We start from the raw sequence: 17,853 nt of genomic DNA, 5'->3' as shown, positions 1-17,853 counted from the left end.
CTGTGCTGACATCATCAGGCGGAAGGCCATGGCCAGCCCAGTCTTTCGGCTCAGGCAGCCCTTGGTTCTGCCGGTGCGGTGTCGGACGGTGGCGAAGCTGCCTTTGCACCCGAGAGAGTTCAAATATCCACATCATCCCCTATAAAAAGGAAGGATAACCTGTTGTTTTTATTCTTTAAAAATGGCGGGCGCGGCAAGGATTGAACTTGCGACCCCTACGATGTCAACGTACGGATATATCCGGAATTTCGCAGAAATTAACACTCTGACGGTCAAGAAATGCTCGTACATAGCAAGAACATCAGCAGTTTGCACCCGAGATGCAACCGAGTGCTGCCTCAAGGTTGAGATATATGTCGCCCAGAATATTTCCCGTTCAATTGTGGTCATATCCTCCGGCGGCAAGGATTGGACTTGCGACCCGGAACAGCCCACCGACAGCATGAAGAATCCGCTGCACTGCCACCTGAATTTTGGACCATAGCACGTCGGGAAGAAGGGCTGTTTTGAGGTTATGGCCACACGCGCAGCCCTCAAATAGAGCAGCGGGTGGCCATAACCGGGTCTCAGGTCTCAACAGTGATTTTTCTGAACCACACCCGCTGAGGAGACCGGCCATGACCGCCCACCATCCTAACGCTGCGACCGTGCTGGTCGCCATCGATATTTCGAAGCATCGCCATGAGGTACTGTTTGGCATGGCCGGCCTGTGGGCCAGCGGCCTGTCATTTAAAGCAACCGGCGGAGATGCGGTAGCAACCGGGTTCGTGGTCTCTGTCGCGCTGTCGATCCTTGCTTTCAAGGGATTTACGAACATCACCAACAGCAGCGCCGAAATCACCAACCCGCACCGCAATGTGGGCCGGGCCATCATCTTGTCCATCGCGATTTGTGTTGTGGTTTATCTGCTGGTTGCCTTTGCGGTAGGCTCCAGCCTGCCGTTGGATCGGATCGTGGCGGCAAAGGATTACGCGCTGGCCGAAGCTGCCAGGCCAGCCCTTGGCCAAACCGGCTTTTATCTGACGGTGATGCTTGCGCTGGTGGCCACGGCTTCGGGTTTGATCGCCGGTTTCATGACAATTTTCTTTGATCCCAGCCGTATCGCTTCACTCGGCGCCTTTTTTTATCTGGTGATGGATATCGTCATCCATTGGGCATCTTCCTGTATCTACGGCAGGAAATCGGGGCACGGGGCTGGATTCTACTCATGGCGATCGCATTTGATGCGGTGGTCCTTGGCGCCTTTGGGACCATCAAGTGGCAAACCGACCCATTGATCCTTGTATTTGGGGTGATCGGGATAGCCTTGGTTTTCCTATTCGAGCGCATATTCCTGTCACACCATCCGATCGATAAGGCGCATCACGATCAATCATGATGAAGGGGCTCGACCGGGATGAGACGGGACGCGCGGATGGCAGGATAAGCGCCAACAAGAATGCCGAGCACAACAGAGGTGGCAAGGGAGATCACAAGGATCGAATGCCTTTGGCCAAGCTTTCCGGAATGCCTTTGGCCCAGTAGTAGGGCCAGACTGGATACACCACGTTCATGGCACCCCACAGAGCCAGAAATGATATATAAAAATCATCGGTTTATAATCATGCGCACAAAACGCGCAGCACCTTTGACCGGTCGTTTGTCCTGCCCACTGACAAGAAGCGGCATGGGCATCACATGCTCAGGCGCGTCACAAAAGATTTTTTCCATCGTTTGAACGCATAAAGCAACGCCATCATCTGCCAATCGATACCAGACCTGTTTGGCTTCCTTGCGTGTCTGCACGAGGTCAGCACGGCGCAATTCTGCCAGTTGCTGGCTCAGCGCAGGCTGAACGATGCCGGTCGCCTGGCCTATATCTGCCACAGTGCGTTCGCCGCGCCACAAGCAACTGAGAATCATCAGACGTTGCGGCTGCGCATAAACCTTCAGCTTTTCTGAAACGCTGGCGGCCAGATCGCGATTTTCATAAAGTGCGGTCATGGCTGGATTTTGCAAAACCAGTCTGCCCCCTCATCAAGCGGCCTTCTGCCATCCGGCGGTGGTGCGAGAAGAGCGGTGCCAGGCTGCCAGCCTTCGGGGGCAAATCCTTTGCCATCATCAACCGCTTTCAGTGCTGTTATCAACCGCAGCATCTCATCGACCGAGCGCCCAACATCATGCGGATATGTGGTGACAGCGCGGACGATCCCTTCCGGATCGATAAAATAAGCCGAACGCACGGCCATGGAATCAGCGCTTGTGTGATCGATCATGCCATAGGCAAAGCCAATCGCCATGCTGGGATCTTCGATAATTGGAAAATCAATGGAAATATCGAACTGTTCCTCGATCGCCCGAACCCAGGCAAAATGCGCATAAAGGCTATCAACCGAAAGCCCAAGAAGTGCGCAATCCAACTCATCGAATGCGGGCTGGCGCTTGGCCAAACCGATAAATTCGGTTGTGCAAACGGGCGTAAAATCAGCCGGATGTGAAAAGAAAATAAGCCAGCGACCACGGTAGGACGAGAGCTTCACCTCGCCTTTGGTCGAGCGGGCAATGAAATCCGGGGCGGGGTCGCCAATCCTTACGGCACGGTTTAGATCGGGGTTTTGTGTGTCTGTCATGGCTTGTGCTGTCTCATGTCTATGACCATGCCTTTCATACAGGCTTGACGCAATCTTTCTTTTAGATTACATATTTTATGTAATTATGAATTTCAAGGAATTTTGCATGAGCGACATCCCCCTTGCCAGTGCCATCAAGCAGGTTTCAGCCGCAAAAGCGGGTGTGCCCATCATTAAATCCTTTTTTGATCAGCCGACCAATACCGTCAGCTATGTCGTCCACGATCCCGAAAGCCATCACGCTGCGATCATCGATAGCGTGCTGGATTATGATTCGGCTTCGGGTCGCACCGCTTTCACGTCGGCAGAAGCGATTATCGCCTATGTCGAGGAAAAGGGGCTGAGCGTTGATTGGTTGCTTGAAACGCACGCCCATGCGGATCATCTGTCGGCAGCGCCCTATCTGCAAGAAAGACTGGGGGGTAAAATCGCTATCGGCGCGCAGATCACCAGCGTGCAACAGGTCTTTGGAAAATTATTTAACGCAGGCAGCGAATTCCAACGCGACGGCTCGGATTTCGATCAACTCTGGAAAGACGGCGACCAGTTCCAGATCGGGTCGCTTGGCGTCACGGTGCTGCATGTCCCCGGGCACACACCCGCTTGTATCGCTTATGTGATCGGCGATGCCGTGTTCGTCGGCGATACGATGTTCATGCCCGATTATGGCACCGCACGGGCCGATTTTCCCGGTGGTGACGCCCGCACGCTCTATCGCTCGGCGCGGCGTATCTTATCGCTTCCGCCCGAAACACGTTTGTTCATGTGCCATGATTATCTGCCATCGGGCCGGACGGAATTCGTTTGGGAAACAACCGTCGAGGCAGAGCGCAAAGAAAATCTTCATATCCATGATGGTGTAAGCGAGGATGAATTCGTGGCCATGCGTGAAGCCCGTGATGCCACGCTCGCTATGCCGCGCCTGATCCTGCCCTCCGTTCAGGTCAATATGCGCGCAGGCCATCTGCCGCCGCCGGATGACAATGGCGTCACCTATCTCAAAATCCCGGTGAATGCATTATGAGCCTGCCCGGATTTCCCGATGCCATGCCCATCGAAGGATTGCTGGGCGGATTGCTGATCGGTTTGGCCGGGGCCATCATGCTGCTGGGCCTTGGCCGCATCGCCGGGGTGAGCGGCCTGGCTGCACGGTCGGTCGGAATTGCTGGCAGCAGCAAGGCGCGCGCGCTGGCCATTGCCTTCATCCTTGGGCTGCCTGCGGGCGCATGGATGATCAACCGTTTTTATGCAGAGATAGAGGTTCATTTCCCTGCGTCCCCCCTGCCGCTGATTATCGGTGGGCTGTTGGTGGGCTTTGGCACGCGTTTGGGATCGGGATGCACCAGCGGCCATGGCGTGTGCGGCGTATCGCGCCTTTCGCCACGGTCTATGGTCGCGACGGCTCTGTTCATGGCCACAGGATTTGCCACGGTGGGCCTGATGCGGCTTTTCGGATTCATGAGTTAAGTCTTTAAAAAGGAAAATGACGATGAAGAAAAATATGGGAACTTTAGACCGCATCCTGCGCCTGATCGCGGCGATTGCGCTGGGCATCCTGGTTTATTCCGGCGTGATATCCGGGACACTGGCTGTTGTTCTGACAGTGGTGGTCGCGGTGTTTCTCCTCACCAGCCTGGTCAGTTTCTGCCCGCTCTACAGATTACTTGGCCAATCCACCTGCTCGCGGAATTAGATGATGGGCCTCCTCTTATCCTTGTTATCCGGCCTGATTTTCGGCGCGGGTCTGGCCATATCCGGCATGGCCGATCCGGCGCGGGTGCAGGCCTTCCTCGATATTTTCGGGGCGTGGGATCCCACTTTGGCATTCGTGATGGGTGGTGCCCTGATCCCGATGGCCATCGCTTGGAAGCTGCGCAAAGGCATGAAAAAGCCGCTGGCCGCAGGCGCATTCGATCTGCCCGGCACAAGGCAGATTGATAAAAAGCTGGCTCTGGGTGCGCTGTTCTTTGGCGTTGGCTGGGGGATAAGCGGCCTGTGCCCCGGACCGGCGCTGGCCGATCTGGCCATTGCCCCCGGGCCTGCTGCCATTTTTATCGGCGCAATGCTGGGCGGCATGGCACTGCACAAAATCACCGTTGAATGAACCGGCTGATAGGCTTTGTGCTCTCTAAACAACAACTAGGCTATCTCACCCATGAAGTTTAAGGTCTACGGCCTAATACCGCGAACTTACACGAATGGGTACCCATATTTTTGCCCGCTCACACAGCCCACGGAGCCACTTCTCACTTTGAAGTGTAAACGCGTGCGTAATTTGAAGAAAGAAATACGCTGGGGAGGAAAGTAATTGAAATTATTTAAACAATTATTCGCGACAATCACTCTCGCATCTCTATTCTCAGTTGCAGCCCATGCGGATATCGTTGACGAGTTCGAGCGCCTTGAAGGTTGGTATATTCTCAAAGTCAAGACCATCAGCGGATACATCGATAGTGACGCCAATCGTCAGGATGATTTTGAAGGCTGCGAGTATGGTCGTAAAGTATTGTTCTCAGATGGTACCTACCTAACTTGCAATTCCTATGGCTACCAATATTCCTACCGGCCCAAGGCTGTCATTTTTGCGAAGGTATTCGAAACGCAGGGAACGAAAATTCTTCTTTATAAGATGCTTGTTGAGGAGAAACTCTACGACATGGCCCAATAGATCTGAACCGCGCCGGGATTTCCGGAGGCTCCAACTCATGAGTAGGAGGGAGCATCCTGCACATAACAAAGAACAAATATTTTCCAGAAGTCCGCAAACGCACGGTTCGGACGTCTGACCTGCTGACCTGCCACGGGATTGACAGTGCGTGACATCCCTGCCCACCTTGAGGATGTCTATGGGCTGCAGGTCTCGCCCGACCTGATCAGTCGCGTGACCGACGCCGTGCTGGACGAGGTCCGGGACTGGCAAAGCCTGGCGCTGGAGCGGATGTATCCCATCGTGATTTTTGACGCTCTGCGGGTTAAAATCCGTGATGCCGATAGCCGGATGGTGAAAAACAAGGCGGTTTACATGGCCTTGGGCGTCACCCGTGACGGGGTGCGCGAGTGGATGGTGAAACCGCATATGATCGAGGCCTGATTCATGTCCTTGGGGCGTTATCTTCCGATCCTTATCTGGGGGCGCGCGTATAATAGCACCACGCTGACCAATGATCTGGTTGCTGCTGCCATCGTGACGATCATGCTGATCCCGCAAAGCCTGGCTTATGCCATGCTGGCCGGGCTACCGCCCGAAGTCGGGCTCTACGCATCGATCCTGCCGATCATTGCCTATGCCATATTCGGCACCAGCCGGGCGCTGGCGGTCGGCCCGGTGGCGGTTGTCTCGCTGATGACCCTGACCGCGGCAAGCGCCATTGCGCCGCCGGGCAGCGCCCAGTTCATTGCCGCCGCTCTGGTCCTTGCCTTTTTATCGGGCGCGATCCTTCTCATCATGGGCGTGCTGCGGCTCGGTTTTCTGGCCAATCTGCTATCGCATCCGGTTGTTTCAGGCTTTATTACAGCATCGGGCCTGATCATCGCCACGAGCCAGTTCAAGTCAATTCTCGGCATTTCAGGCAGTGGCGAGGCCATGCCCGAGTTGCTTCGCACGTTATTTGCCAATCTGGCTGATACCAATCTTCCCACATCGATCATTGGGGGAACGGCGATCGCATTTCTGTTCTGGGTGCGCAAAGGCCTGAAGCCACTGCTCATCCGCCTTGGCCTCAATCCAAGGGCTGCGGATCTGACGGCGAAAGCCGGGCCGATTGCTGCGGTCGCCCTCTCAACCATGGCCGTGGTACTGTTCGATCTTGAGGCGGCGGGCGTAAAAGTGGTCGGTACCATTCCGCAAAGCCTGCCACCCTTTACCCTGCCGCTGTTCGATGCGGATTTATGGCGACAACTTGCGGTGCCCGCCTTGCTTCTCTCGGTCATCGGCTTTGTCGAAAGCGTCTCTGTTGCGCAGACGCTGGCCGCCAAAAAACGCCAGCGAATCGATCCCGATCAGGAATTGATCGGGCTGGGTTCGGCCAATATCGCTGCCAGTTTCACCGGCGGCTATCCGGTGACGGGTGGCTTTGCTCGTTCGGTGGTCAATTTCGATGCCGGTGCCCAAACGCCTGCCGCCGGGGCCTATACCGCTGTCGGGATTGCGGTTGCCGCCTTGTTTCTCACCCCGCTGCTCGCCTCGCTGCCGATTGCTACGCTGGCCGCTACGATTATCGTGGCGGTCCTGAGCCTTGTGGATTTCAAGACCCCGCGTGCCATCTGGACCTATTCCAAGCCCGATTTCGCAGCGATGGCAACGACTGTTCTGGTCACCCTGCTGGCCGGGGTCGAATCGGGGGTGATGGCAGGGGTCGGACTTTCGCTGGCGATGTTTTTGTGGCGGTCGTCCCGTCCTCATGCCGCGATCGTTGGCCGCGTGCCAAAAACCGAGCATTTCCGTAATGTTAAGCGGCACAATGTGCTAACAGATCCGCGCATTCTAACCATTCGGATTGACGAGAGCCTGACTTATCTCAATGCGCGCTGGCTGGAGACGTTTGTGCTGGAGCAGGTGGCCGATCAGCCCGATCTTCGCCATCTGATCCTGATGTGTTCGGCTGTGAACGCCATTGACGCTTCGGCGCTGGAAAGTGTCGAGGCGATCAATCATCGGCTGACAGATGGTGGCATCCAGTTGCACCTGTCCGAGGTGAAAGGCCCGGTCATGGATGCGCTGGAGCGATCGCATCTGATCCATGATCTGACGGGCAAAATATGGCTTTCGCAGAATGAGGCTTTCTCGGCCCTCATGATTCTGGCCAATGATCTGGACGAGCCAAACAAGCAGGAAGACCTGTGGCTGGCCCGTGGCCTTATCTGACCATCGCAATGATCATGGTCATGATGTCCGATCGAGCATTGGAGAAATCAATTACTCGATTACAGATATTGATTAATTCAATTCGACTATCGACACGACTTGGGCTATAAAGCCTAGGTCAACAACACGAAAGAATTCATCATGACACTCCATATTGGCGACATCGCCCCCGATTTCATCGCAGACACCCAGAACGGCCAGATCAGCTTTCACGACTGGGCAGGTGATGCCTGGGTGTTTCTGTTCAGCCACCCGGCCGATTTTACCCCGGTCTGCACAACAGAAATGGGCCGCACAGCTCAGCTTTCCGCTGAGTTTGACAAACGCAACGTCAAGCCACTCGGTCTATCCACGGACACGGCAGAAGAACATCGCAAGTGGATCGAAGATGTAAACGACACCCAGAACACCGACCTTCGGTTCCCGATACTCGCCGATGCGGATCTGTCGATTGCGCGGACCTATGACATGATCCACCCCGAACAGAGCGAGACTGCCGCAGTCCGTGCGGTCTTCATCATTGATCCGGCCAAGCGCATCCGTCTGACCATGACCTATCCGATGAGCGTAGGCCGCAATTTTGATGAGATATTGCGAGTGATCGACGCGCTGCAAACAAGTGATAAGCACCGTATCGCAACGCCTGCGGATTGGAAGCCCGGAAAGGAAGTGATCATTCCTACGTCGATCAATGACGACGAGGCAGCAGGCCTGTTCCCGCAAGGCTTCACCACGCATCGCCCCTATCTGCGCACAACCAAGATCGGCTGATAGGTAGACTAAACCGTGAAGAGGGGGGCGCAATGCTTGCTGAAATCGCTCAGTCGCCCTGGTCCGACGCGCTCTATATGATTGGCGATCCGACGGTTTTGCTGTGGTGTTCGACCATCGCATTTGTGTTTGCTGGATTGTCACTGACCATGGGTTGAATGACATGTGCGTCCGCGCTGATTCTGTTTATCATATTGGCGCCGATAACCATCGTCATTCAACTGGTGCAGGACATGACACGGGTTGGACAGTTATGCACAAAATATCGCCATATTGGGAACATTACTGCTCATTTGGGTCTGCGGACCAAGGCGCTATGCGCTCGAAAACAGGAGGTGGACATGAGGCTCATCGGCAAAAAACGCTTGGTGTTATTAGTGGCATCGCTGGCCGTGGCAGGATGCGATGCGCCGCAGCCCAGCGACGCCGATATTCAGCGTTCGATCGCGATTGCCGACGAGTTTCAATCTCGATTGCAAAGTAAATTGGGGCGGGCATTGCAAAATGGCGGCCCCACCAATGCTATTGCGGTCTGTGCCGAAGCCGCCCCGGCGATTGCCGAGCAAATTTCCGCCGAAACAGGTGCAACGCTACGCCGTATTTCACTGCGCCCTCGCAATCCGGGCGCTGAAACAATCGGCGAATTGCGCGAACGACTGATGGCGCTGGCCGCAAAGCCGACAGACGCTGACGGCAATCCCGCACTTGACAATTGGGTCGACAGGCGCGGTGATGCGGCTACTCACTACACCATGCGCGCGATCATCATGAAGGATCAACCCTGCGCGGCGTGTCATGGCACGGAGATTAAACCGGACGTTCGCGCTGCCATTGACGAGAGATATCCCGACGATCAGGCAACCGGCTTTCGTGCGGGCGAATTGAGGGGCGCAATGCTGATTGCATTGCCGCGTAAGGCACCAGGAGAAAAGTGATGATTGAACAGGAATGGGCCATACTGCTTGCACGGGTACAGTTTGCCTTCACGGTCAGCTTTCACTTCATTTTTCCGGCTTTTACGATTGGCCTCGCCAGCTATCTCGCTGTGCTGGAAGGTTTGTGGCTCAAGACAGGAAAAGGTGTGTACGCCAATCTCTTTCGCTATTGGCTCAAGATTTTTGCCATCGTCTTCGCGATGGGTGTCGTCTCCGGTATCGTCATGTCGTACCAGTTTGGCACTAATTGGTCGGTCTTTTCAGACAAGGCAGGGCCGGTCATCGGTCCGCTCATGGCCTATGAAGTGCTCACCGCATTCTTTCTGGAGGCAGGATTTCTTGGGGTCATGCTGTTTGGCATCAACAAGGTCGGCCGCAAGCTACATTTCACTGCAACACTAGCGGTTGCCGTAGGCACATTTATCTCAGCCTTCTGGATCTTGTCGGTCAATAGCTGGATGCAGACGCCGGTTGGCTATGAAATTGCAGCCAACGGGCAATTCATGCCCGGCGACAGTTGGTGGACGATCATCTTCAATCCAAGCTTTCCTTATCGACTCGTCCATACCCTGCTCGCAGCCTATCTCACCACAGCGTTCATCGTCGGCGCTGTGGGTGCGTGGCATCTGTTGAAGGACCGTCAAAATGCCGGTGCCCGTAAAATGTTCTCTATGGCGATGTGGATGGCTACAATCGTTGCGCCATTGCAGATTATTGCCGGTGATTTTCACGGCCTCAATACGTTGGAACATCAGCCCGCCAAGGTGATGGCGATGGAGGGGCATTATGACAGCCATCCCAATGGCGCACCCCTGATTTTGTTCGGAATTCCCAATAGCGCCGAACGCCGTATCGATTATGCCATCGAAATTCCCAAAGCATCATCGCTTATCTTGAAGCATGATCTTGATGCTCCGCTGGCTGGCCTCGATACGATCCCCGACGCTGACGAGCCGCCGGTTGGCATCGTCTTCTGGTCCTTTCGGATCATGGTCGGGATCGGTTTTCTCATGCTGGGCACAGGACTTTGGAGTTTGATTGCGCGTTGGAGAAGACGGCTTTATGATTGGCCCCTGCTGCATAAATTTGCGGTCATGATGGGACCATCCGGATTGATCGCGGTGCTCTCAGGATGGGTCGTGACCGAGGTCGGGCGACAGCCTTTTACGATTTACGGGGTCATGCGCACGGTGGATAGCGCATCGCCACTTGATGCCCCGGCGATTGCCGCCTCGCTGCTTGCCTTTGTTCTCGTCTATTTCGCGGTGTTCGGCATGGGCATCTGGTATCTCCTGCGCCTGATGAAGAAGCCGCCAGAGGCCCATGAAACGACGCTTGATGGCACCCCCATCCGCAGCGCCGGGATTACGCTCGCGCCAGCCATTCTGGAAGGAGGCACAAAATGATCGACCTGACCATGATCTGGGCCGCCATCATCGGCTTTGCCATTATCGCCTATGTCGTGATGGATGGATTTGATCTCGGCATCGGCATCTTGTTTCCCTTCTTCGAGATTGGCGAGGACCGCGATAGGGCGATGAACAGCATCGCCCCCGTTTGGGACGGCAATGAGACCTGGCTTGTCATGGGCGTAGGTGGGTTGCTCGCGGCCTTTCCCCTTGCCTATGCCATTATTCTTCCTGCGCTTTATGCGCCGATGATCGCGATGTTGCTCGGGCTTGTTTTTCGCGGCGTGGCCTTTGAGTTTCGTTGGCGCGACCCGGGACATCGGGCATTTTGGGATTTCGCCTTTACGGCCGGTTCGTTCATTGCGACATTCGCGCAAGGGCTGGCGCTCGGCGCTCTTTTGCAGGGTATTTCAGTTGAAAATCGAGCCTATGCAGGTGGCTGGTGGGAATGGTTGTCGCCGTTCAGTGTGCTGACCGGTTTCGGTTTGGTCGTCGGATACAGCCTGCTGGGAGCATGTTGGCTCAACTGGAAAACCGAAGGGAATTTGCAACGACAGGCCGTGATCTATGCCGGGCGGCTGGGGATTGCGCTTTTACTGCTTATCGGCGCGATCAGTCTTGTGACGCTGACGCTGGAACAGCGCTATCACGCACGCTGGCTCGATTTTCCCGGTGTTCTGGCAACGGCGCAGGTGCCCTTGCTAACAGTGATTGCGACCTGGCTGTTCTATCGCAGTCTTCGCCTGAGGAAAGACATTCAGCCTTTTCTCTGGGCGCTCGCTTTGTTCGGTCTTTGCCTTCTGGGGCTTGGCATTTCGATCTGGCCCGATGTCATTCCGACACGTGTGACAATCTGGGAAGCCGCTGCACCGCATCGCAGCCAGGTTTTCATGCTGGTTGGCGCTTCAATCATGGTGCCGATCATCCTTGCCTATACCGCATGGTCTTATTGGGTGTTCCGGGGTAAAGTAGGAAAGGACGGCTATCATTGATGCGTAAAGGCCTTCGCAAACTGATCTGGTTCGGCGGCATCTGGCTGGCCAGTGTTTTGGCCCTCGGGGTTGTTGCTTATCTGATCCGATGGCTATTGCAATGACGCTAACCAGAGCCCCCGGGAGGGCAAAGCCTCTGGTTTGCTTGCAAAATCTGAATTGTCCTCATAGAGAGGCCCTTCATCGCGAACCGGCGAAGAAATAGCGCTTAAAAGGCAAGCTAGTGGCCCCGATATTAAGGAGTGCGGCGGTTGCCAAGATCGCGTTTCTGCCAAGCCTCATAGTCCGTCTGCGCGGCCACCCAATCTCGGAACGGTGACGCCAGCATTAAGCGACTTTCTCAATGAGGTCTCCGCAGCGTCGAAGCTGCCTTTGCACCCGAGTTGCACCCGAGAGAGTTCAGATATCCACATCATTCCCGATAAAAAGAAGGAATAACCTGTTGTTTTTATTCTTAGAAAATGGTGGGCGCGGCAAGGATTGAACTTGCGACCCCTACGATGTCAACGTAGTGCTCTCCCACTGAGCTACGCGCCCATAATGCAGCCGAATGCCGCGCTGAGCCGGGTGGGTGGTGCGGCTCAAGGGAAGGTTCGTATAAACGAGCGGCGCTATGGGGGGCAAGTGCTTTTTCTCATCTATCCCCATTTTCCTTTTGAAGCGCCACCGTTTTACTTTTCCAGACACGCTGACGGCCCTCTCCCCCCTGTCATTCCATTCCCCGAGGCGGCAACTGTTTTGTTGGTTCCTGCATGGAATGATTTTTTAGCGCGGCCCGGGATAGCGCCAGAGAATTTGGGACCGCAACCGCCCTTAAGGCCATTTCGCGACCGGCGGCAGGGACATCAAAATCGCCTCGATATTGCCGCCCGTTTGCAGACCGAATTTGGTCCCCCGATCATAAAGAAGATTAAATTCCGCATAGCGCCCGCGCTTGATCATCAGCCGGTCGCGGTCTTCATCGGTCCAGCTTTTGTTCATATGGCGATCAACGATTTTGGGATAAATATCCAAAAAGGCCCGCCCCACATCGCGGGTAAAGGCAAAATCATCCTCCCAATCATCGCTGGCCAGCTGATCATAGAAAATGCCCCCCACACCGCGCGTTTCCTGCCGATGGGGCAAATAGAAATACTCATCGCACCATTTCTGGTAGCGCGGATAATAGCTTGCATCATGATCATCACAGGCCGCCTTTAAAGCCCCGTGAAAATCCGCAGTATCTTTGTGATCGGGGAAAGCCGGGGTGAGATCGGCCCCGCCACCAAACCATGATTGGGTGGTCACAATCATCCGAGTATTCATATGCACGGCCGGAACAAAAGGGGAGTGCATATGCGCCACCAACGAAATCCCCGCCGCCCAAAAACGCGGATCTTCGGCCGCACCGGGGATCTGCTGATTGAAGGGCGCATCGAAGCGGCCATAGACTTGCGAGATATTGACCCCCACCTTTTCAAACACCCGGCCGCGCATGATCGACATTTCACCGCCACCGCTATCGGTTCCGGCCTCATCTCCATTGCCTTCGCGTTTCCAGGCCGTGCGCTCGAAATGGCCCGCCGGCCAATCGGCATGAGGTCCGCTATGGGTTTCTTCCAAATGCTCGAACGCCCCGCAAATCTGATCGCGCAGGCTTTCAAACCAAGTGGCCGCCCGTGTTTTTTGATCGTCCATCATATCCAGCTCTATCCCGTTCGCTTCAAAAATACCGGTCATGTCATGATCCCATCACAGCCTGTGTTCCCCGGCAGCCCCATCAGGCAAAGCGGGAAATCCATCGGTTTGCCGCAGCGCCTCGCCCAAAACCATCGACGCTGCAATCGCCACATTGAGCGATCGCATTTTCGCCTGCAAAGGGATCAAAACCCGATCCGCACAGGATTGATGCACGAACTGAGGCGCACCTTTGCTTTCCTGCCCGCAAATCAGAATATCGTCCTTGCGATAGATCAAATCGGTATAGGGGCGCGATGCTTTGGTGGTCAGCAGAATGGCCCGCCGCCCCGCCGCCTGACGCCACTGTTCAAAAGCAACCCAATCCGCATGGCGATGGATCTGCACATGATCCACATAATCCATGCCGGAACGCCGCAGTGCCTTGATTGAAAAGGGAAAGCCTGCCGGTTCGATGATATGCACCGCAACATCAAGACAAGCCCCCATCCTGAGAATGGTGCCGGTATTTTGCGGAATATCTGGCTGAAACAAGGCTATATCCACAAAGACAGCCCACCCCCGCTGATGTGAATACAATAATCAGGCATGGCCGGAAAAAGACGACAGCATCGAAACATCCACCCCGATCATCTGCATGGCCCGGGGCCACATATCATCGATTTCGGTTTTAAAAATCAGTTCTTCATCGGCGGGGCAGATCATCCAGCCATTATTCTGGATTTCCAGCTCCAACTGACCGGGAGACCAGCCAGCATAGCCCAAAGCCAGAATATGATGGCGCGGCCCCGTGCCTTCGGCCATGGCCTTTAAAATATCCACGGTTGCGGTGAGCGCAATGGTTTCGCTCACCACCAGCGTGCTTTCCTGAATGAAATCCGTGCTATGCAGCACAAAGCCGCGCCCGGTTTCCACCGGGCCACCGGCAATGATGGGAATATCCGCCACCGTTCCCTGGGTTTCGATATCAAGCTGATCAAGCAATTCAGCAAAGCTCAAACCCGGCATATCATCATTGATCACCAGGCCCATCGCCCCTTCATCGGAATGCGAGCACAGATAAATCACCGCCCGTTCAAAGCGGGTATCCGCCATTCCCGGCATGGCCAACAAAAGCTGACCTTGCAGATAATTGCCCCGATCCTTCACGATGCGATTGCCTTCAACACAGATGGCCCTTTACCAGCTTGCTCTTGTCTTTCATGGCCTGCACCATAGTTTCGGTTTTTTTTGACCCAACGGCAAGGGCCTTGACGTTTTTTCTGGGCCAGAAAGCAAAGAAACAAAAGGAGGGGAATAATTGACACGCATCCTTAGTAAGGAATTGAAAGCTCTGAACTTCTCTTTGTTATTTTATTAAAAACCCCTTGTCAGCCCGTGATGCCTCCCTATCTGATAAAGTGTTCTTAGCCCATCTCTAGAAAAGGGGATTTTATATGGCGATCAATATTGGCCTTGATAAAGATGAAATGAAAGCTGTCACCAAGGAATTGAAAGGATTTCTGGCCGATAGCTATGCTCTTTATCTGAAAACACATAATTATCACTGGAATGTCACCGGCCCGCTTTTCAAAGCCGTGCATGAATTGACAGAACAGCAATATCTGGCTTTGGCCGCCGCTGTTGATGATATTGCCGAGCGTATCCGCACATTGGGTGAAAAGGCCCCGGGCAGCTTTGCTGCTTACGCCAAGGCAACAAGCATCAAGGACGGCGACGAAACCCTCGATGCCGAAGCCATGCTCGCCGATCTGGTCAAAAGCCATGAAACGGTGATCCGCTCGGCCCGGCATCTGCTGGAAACCGCGAGCAAAGCCCATGATGAATCGACCGTTGCCCTCATTTCGGATCGTTTGGCCGATCATGAAAAACAGGCCTGGATGCTTCGCAGCCTGATTGCCTGATCCACAGGGGATCAAGCATCGACTGAACCAATGAAAACCGGCTGGCGTATCTTTTGATAGGCTGGCCGTTTTCTATGATGGCTGTCTGTGTCATGCTGATCATCCAAAGCGGTTTTTCAAAGGCAGGGTCCATGGTCATTCGTCATCGCGCCCCCACAGATCTGCGGGCATCCGATATTACGCCTTTGGCGCTTTACCGCAATCGCCGGGCTTTTTTATCCATGCTGGGGGCGGGGGCGATCCTTGCGGGCAGCTTGCATGCCCCAAAAAGCCATGCCCAATCCCCCGATCAATCCGCCCGTTTTGATCCCTATCAACAGGCCCCGCGCAATCAGGGGCTTTCCAGCAGTGAAGAACTGACCGCGCATGAAGCGGTGACATCTTATAATAATTTCTATGAATTCGGCACCGACAAGGGCGATCCGGCCCGCTATGCCGGGCAGATGATCACCGCGCCATGGTCGGTTTTGGTGGAAGGCGCCTGCGAACGCCCCGGACTTTATGATCTGGCCGATCTGGTCCCCATGAGCGATCTGGAAGAACGAATTTATCGCCTGCGCTGTGTGGAAGCCTGGTCGATGGTCATCCCCTGGATCGGGGTGCCGCTGCACAAGATCCTCAGCCCCTTAGGGCCCACATCCAAAGCCCGCTATGTGCAATTTGAAACCCTGGCCGATCCCAAAATGATGCCCGGCCTCGCTTATCCGGTGCTGGATTGGCCCTATGTGGAGGGGCTGCGGATCGATGAAGCCATGCACCCCCTGACCCTGATGGCCACCGGGCTTTATGATGCGCCACTGCCCAATCAGAATGGGGCGCCCCTGCGGCTTGTGGTGCCGTGGAAATACGGCTTCAAATCGATCAAATCCATCGTCGCCATCCGCTTTGTGGAAAAGCAGCCGAAAACATCCTGGAACCAATCGGCCCCTTCGGAATATGGCTTTTATTCCAATGTAAACCCCGATGTGCCCCATCCCCGATGGAGCCAGGCCACCGAACGCCGGATCGGAGACTTTCGCCGCCGTGATACCCTGATGTTCAATGGCTATGCCGATCAGGTGGCATCGCTTTATACGGGCATGAATTTGCGCCGAAATTTCTGATCAAACAATGCCTTTTGGTGACCGTGAAACTCTTCAAGATTCTGATTTTTGGGCTGTTTTCCCTGCCCGCTTTATGGCTGCTGGGGCAATGGGGCTTTTATGCCATGGACGCGCCCCATGATCTGGGCTTCAACCCACAGGAAGCTTCGAATCGTTTCAGCGGAATTTGGGCCTTGCGTGCGCTGATCGTGGCTCTGGCCCTTGGCCCGGTTGCGCTGATGTTTCGCCTCACATGGCCCATCCAAATCCGGCGGATGCTGGGTCTGTTCGCATTTTTCTATGCCAGCCTGCATCTTTCCAGCTATCTGGGGCTCGATCTTCTAGGCGATATGGATGCCTTTTGGGAGGATATCAAAAAACGGCTTTATATCCTGTTCGGGCTTGGGGCTTTTTTATGCCTCATCCCCCTTGCTCTCACCTCGACCAAGGGCTGGATCAAACGTTTGAAAGCCCGCCGCTGGAAACAATTGCACCGCCTGGTCTATCTGGCTGGCATCCTTGCCGCCCTGCATTATCTTTATATGGCCAAGGGCAATCAGCTTGAGCCAAAAATCTATGCGGCCATCATCACAGGCCTTTTGCTCATCAGGCTTTGGCGGCTTTGGCCAAGGATCAAAAGGCGCACGATGAAGCCAATCGCGCAAGACATCACAATAAAGCGTGATAAAGCGCAAGCCCGCAGTTGACCCGCCCTTCAGAAGGCTCCACTTTAAGCCTGTTCCTTCCCAAGAATAAGCGGCGTACAACAAAAATGATCGCACATCTTCCCAATATACTCACCTTGTCGCGCATTGTGGCCATTCCTGTTTTGGTTGTTGCCTTTTATATGGATCAACCCTTGGGAAGCTGGGTGGCGTTCATTGTCTTCACCCTGGCCGGGATCACCGATTATTTCGATGGCATGCTCGCCCGCAAGCTGGATCTGGTCAGCCCCATCGGGCGGTTTCTCGATCCCATCGCCGATAAGCTGATGGTGGGCGCGGTGATCCTTTTGCTGGTGTCTGAACATTGGGTGGCCGGCCTTCATGTGATCGCCGCCGTGATCATCTTATTGCGCGAAATTTTGGTCTCTGGCTTGCGGGAATATCTTGCGGAATTGAGCGTTTCCATGCCCGTAACGAAACTGGCGAAATGGAAAACCACCGTGCAGATGGTAGCCCTTGGGGCCCTGACATGGACCGAGGGGGGCGCTGAGATTGGCCTGCCCGCGCAGGAGGTGGGCCTCATCGGGCTGTGGATCGCCGCCCTGCTCACCATGATCACCGGCTATGATTATGTGCGCGCGGGCCTGGCCCATATCCGCAATAGCGATACAAAACCGCCTGCAACGCCATGATCACCTGTGTTTATTTTGCCTGGGTCCGCGAAGGGATCGGCTGCGAAAGCGAGACGATCGCACCGCCCGCCGATTGCACATCTCTGGCCGATATCATCCACTGGCTCAAGGGTCAAAGCCCCGGCCATCATAGGGTTCTGGCCGATCCTTCGGCCTTGCGTTTTGCCATCAATCTTGATCATGCAACCCTCGAAAGCCCGATCCGCGAGGGGGATGAACTGGCGATCTTCCCACCGATTACCGGAGGATAAGG

At 54.9% G+C, this 17,853-nt stretch carries 22 protein-coding genes, 1 tRNA gene and 2 pseudogenes; 19 read left to right on the top strand and 6 right to left on the bottom strand.

The window, feature by feature from the left end; genetic code table 11:
* Positions 1-689: 689 nt before the first annotated feature.
* Positions 690-1,378: pseudogene (locus AQ1_RS05580) on the top strand (amino acid permease); the annotation flags it as partial.
* Positions 1,379-1,587: 209 nt separating this feature from the next.
* On the opposite strand, the gene AQ1_RS05575 reads toward AQ1_RS05580, so the two are convergent.
* Together AQ1_RS05575 and AQ1_RS05570 are read right to left on the bottom strand one after the other, a co-directional pair.
* Positions 1,588-1,983: an ArsR/SmtB family transcription factor gene (locus AQ1_RS05575; RefSeq protein ID WP_042085021.1), complete on the bottom strand. Its 396-nt coding sequence runs from the start codon at positions 1,981-1,983 to the stop codon at positions 1,588-1,590.
* Positions 1,980-2,609, bottom strand: coding sequence for a peroxiredoxin (locus tag AQ1_RS05570; RefSeq protein ID WP_042085018.1), 630 nt, complete (start codon positions 2,607-2,609; stop codon positions 1,980-1,982). The genes AQ1_RS05575 and AQ1_RS05570 overlap by 4 nt, the downstream gene beginning before the upstream one ends.
* A gap of 106 nt (positions 2,610-2,715) precedes the next feature.
* On the opposite strand from AQ1_RS05570, the gene AQ1_RS05565 reads away from it, so the two are divergent.
* From AQ1_RS05565 to AQ1_RS14840, 13 genes and pseudogenes are all read left to right on the top strand, one after another.
* Complete coding sequence (locus AQ1_RS05565) at positions 2,716-3,633, top strand: MBL fold metallo-hydrolase (RefSeq protein ID WP_042085015.1); 918 nt, start codon at positions 2,716-2,718, stop codon at positions 3,631-3,633.
* Positions 3,630-4,076 (top strand): YeeE/YedE family protein, encoded by a 447-nt coding sequence (locus AQ1_RS05560; protein ID WP_042085012.1) that lies wholly within the window; start codon positions 3,630-3,632, stop codon positions 4,074-4,076. Before AQ1_RS05565 ends, AQ1_RS05560 begins: the two co-directional genes overlap by 4 nt.
* Before the next feature lie 22 nt (positions 4,077-4,098).
* Positions 4,099-4,302, top strand: coding sequence for a YgaP family membrane protein (locus tag AQ1_RS05555; RefSeq protein WP_042085009.1), 204 nt, complete (start codon positions 4,099-4,101; stop codon positions 4,300-4,302).
* Positions 4,303-4,713, top strand: coding sequence for a DUF6691 family protein (locus AQ1_RS05550; RefSeq protein ID WP_042085008.1), 411 nt, complete (start codon positions 4,303-4,305; stop codon positions 4,711-4,713).
* A 204-nt stretch (positions 4,714-4,917) separates the two neighbouring features.
* On the top strand, positions 4,918-5,277 hold the full coding sequence (locus AQ1_RS05545; protein WP_042085006.1) for a hypothetical protein: 360 nt from the start codon (positions 4,918-4,920) through the stop codon (positions 5,275-5,277).
* Between the two features lie 129 nt (positions 5,278-5,406).
* Positions 5,407-5,667 (top strand): annotated as a pseudogene (locus tag AQ1_RS05540) (transposase); the annotation flags it as partial.
* A 36-nt stretch (positions 5,668-5,703) separates the two neighbouring features.
* Entirely contained in the window at positions 5,704-7,473 is a 1,770-nt protein-coding gene (locus AQ1_RS05535) for a SulP family inorganic anion transporter (RefSeq protein WP_042085002.1), read from the top strand.
* Positions 7,474-7,614: 141 nt separating this feature from the next.
* Positions 7,615-8,244 (top strand): peroxiredoxin, encoded by a 630-nt coding sequence (locus tag AQ1_RS05530; protein ID WP_042085000.1) that lies wholly within the window; start codon positions 7,615-7,617, stop codon positions 8,242-8,244.
* Between the two features lie 32 nt (positions 8,245-8,276).
* Positions 8,277-8,402, top strand: coding sequence for a hypothetical protein (locus tag AQ1_RS15425; protein WP_313980918.1), 126 nt, complete (start codon positions 8,277-8,279; stop codon positions 8,400-8,402).
* A complete protein-coding gene (locus tag AQ1_RS05525; RefSeq protein ID WP_052371012.1) occupies positions 8,403-9,179 on the top strand; it encodes a Tll0287-like domain-containing protein in 777 nt (258 codons plus the stop codon).
* Positions 9,179-10,585 carry a cytochrome ubiquinol oxidase subunit I gene (locus tag AQ1_RS05520; protein WP_042084997.1) on the top strand — a complete coding sequence of 469 codons (1,407 nt, stop codon included), beginning with the start codon at positions 9,179-9,181 and terminating at the stop codon, positions 10,583-10,585. Before AQ1_RS05525 ends, AQ1_RS05520 begins: the two co-directional genes overlap by 1 nt.
* Positions 10,582-11,580 carry a cytochrome d ubiquinol oxidase subunit II gene (gene cydB, locus AQ1_RS05515; RefSeq protein WP_042084995.1) on the top strand — a complete coding sequence of 333 codons (999 nt, stop codon included), beginning with the start codon at positions 10,582-10,584 and terminating at the stop codon, positions 11,578-11,580. Before AQ1_RS05520 ends, cydB begins: the two co-directional genes overlap by 4 nt.
* Complete coding sequence (locus tag AQ1_RS14840; RefSeq protein ID WP_081837103.1) at positions 11,580-11,684, top strand: DUF2474 family protein; 105 nt, start codon at positions 11,580-11,582, stop codon at positions 11,682-11,684. The genes cydB and AQ1_RS14840 overlap by 1 nt, the downstream gene beginning before the upstream one ends.
* Before the next feature lie 358 nt (positions 11,685-12,042).
* Here AQ1_RS14840 and AQ1_RS05510 read toward each other — a convergent pair.
* The 4 genes from AQ1_RS05510 to AQ1_RS05495 all read right to left on the bottom strand — a co-directional run bounded on the left by AQ1_RS05510 (position 12,043) and on the right by AQ1_RS05495 (position 14,406).
* Positions 12,043-12,117 (bottom strand) — tRNA-Val (locus tag AQ1_RS05510).
* A 276-nt stretch (positions 12,118-12,393) separates the two neighbouring features.
* Positions 12,394-13,299 (bottom strand): oxygen-dependent coproporphyrinogen oxidase, encoded by a 906-nt coding sequence (hemF, locus tag AQ1_RS05505; RefSeq protein ID WP_042084992.1) that lies wholly within the window; start codon positions 13,297-13,299, stop codon positions 12,394-12,396.
* Positions 13,300-13,311: 12 nt separating this feature from the next.
* Positions 13,312-13,803: a tRNA (cytidine(34)-2'-O)-methyltransferase gene (locus tag AQ1_RS05500; RefSeq protein ID WP_081837102.1), complete on the bottom strand. Its 492-nt coding sequence runs from the start codon at positions 13,801-13,803 to the stop codon at positions 13,312-13,314.
* Between the two features lie 36 nt (positions 13,804-13,839).
* Positions 13,840-14,406, bottom strand: coding sequence for a YqgE/AlgH family protein (locus AQ1_RS05495; protein WP_313980911.1), 567 nt, complete (start codon positions 14,404-14,406; stop codon positions 13,840-13,842).
* A gap of 287 nt (positions 14,407-14,693) precedes the next feature.
* Between AQ1_RS05495 and AQ1_RS05490 the strand changes: the two genes are divergently transcribed.
* From AQ1_RS05490 to moaD, 5 genes are all read left to right on the top strand, one after another.
* Positions 14,694-15,161, top strand: a complete 468-nt coding sequence (locus AQ1_RS05490) for a Dps family protein (RefSeq protein WP_042084988.1) — start codon at positions 14,694-14,696, stop codon at positions 15,159-15,161.
* 131 nt (positions 15,162-15,292) lie between these two features.
* Entirely contained in the window at positions 15,293-16,264 is a 972-nt protein-coding gene (gene msrP / locus AQ1_RS05485; protein WP_042085120.1) for a protein-methionine-sulfoxide reductase catalytic subunit MsrP, read from the top strand.
* 17 nt (positions 16,265-16,281) lie between these two features.
* Positions 16,282-16,950, top strand: a complete 669-nt coding sequence (locus tag AQ1_RS05480) for a protein-methionine-sulfoxide reductase heme-binding subunit MsrQ (protein ID WP_313980907.1) — start codon at positions 16,282-16,284, stop codon at positions 16,948-16,950.
* Positions 16,951-17,015: 65 nt separating this feature from the next.
* The gene (pgsA, locus tag AQ1_RS05475; protein ID WP_042084987.1) at positions 17,016-17,600 is read left to right on the top strand and encodes a CDP-diacylglycerol--glycerol-3-phosphate 3-phosphatidyltransferase; all 585 of its coding nucleotides are present in this window, start codon (positions 17,016-17,018) and stop codon (positions 17,598-17,600) included.
* Positions 17,597-17,851, top strand: coding sequence for a molybdopterin converting factor subunit 1 (gene moaD / locus AQ1_RS05470; protein ID WP_042084986.1), 255 nt, complete (start codon positions 17,597-17,599; stop codon positions 17,849-17,851). Before pgsA ends, moaD begins: the two co-directional genes overlap by 4 nt.
* Positions 17,852-17,853: the final 2 nt, after the last annotated feature.

The sequence above is a fragment of the Iodidimonas nitroreducens genome (assembly GCA_000710935.1).
Taxonomy (GTDB): Bacteria; Pseudomonadota; Alphaproteobacteria; order Sphingomonadales; family Rhodothalassiaceae; genus Iodidimonas; species Iodidimonas nitroreducens.
Note: the sequence above shows the minus strand (reverse complement) of the source record. Positions and strands in the feature narration are given on the sequence as shown.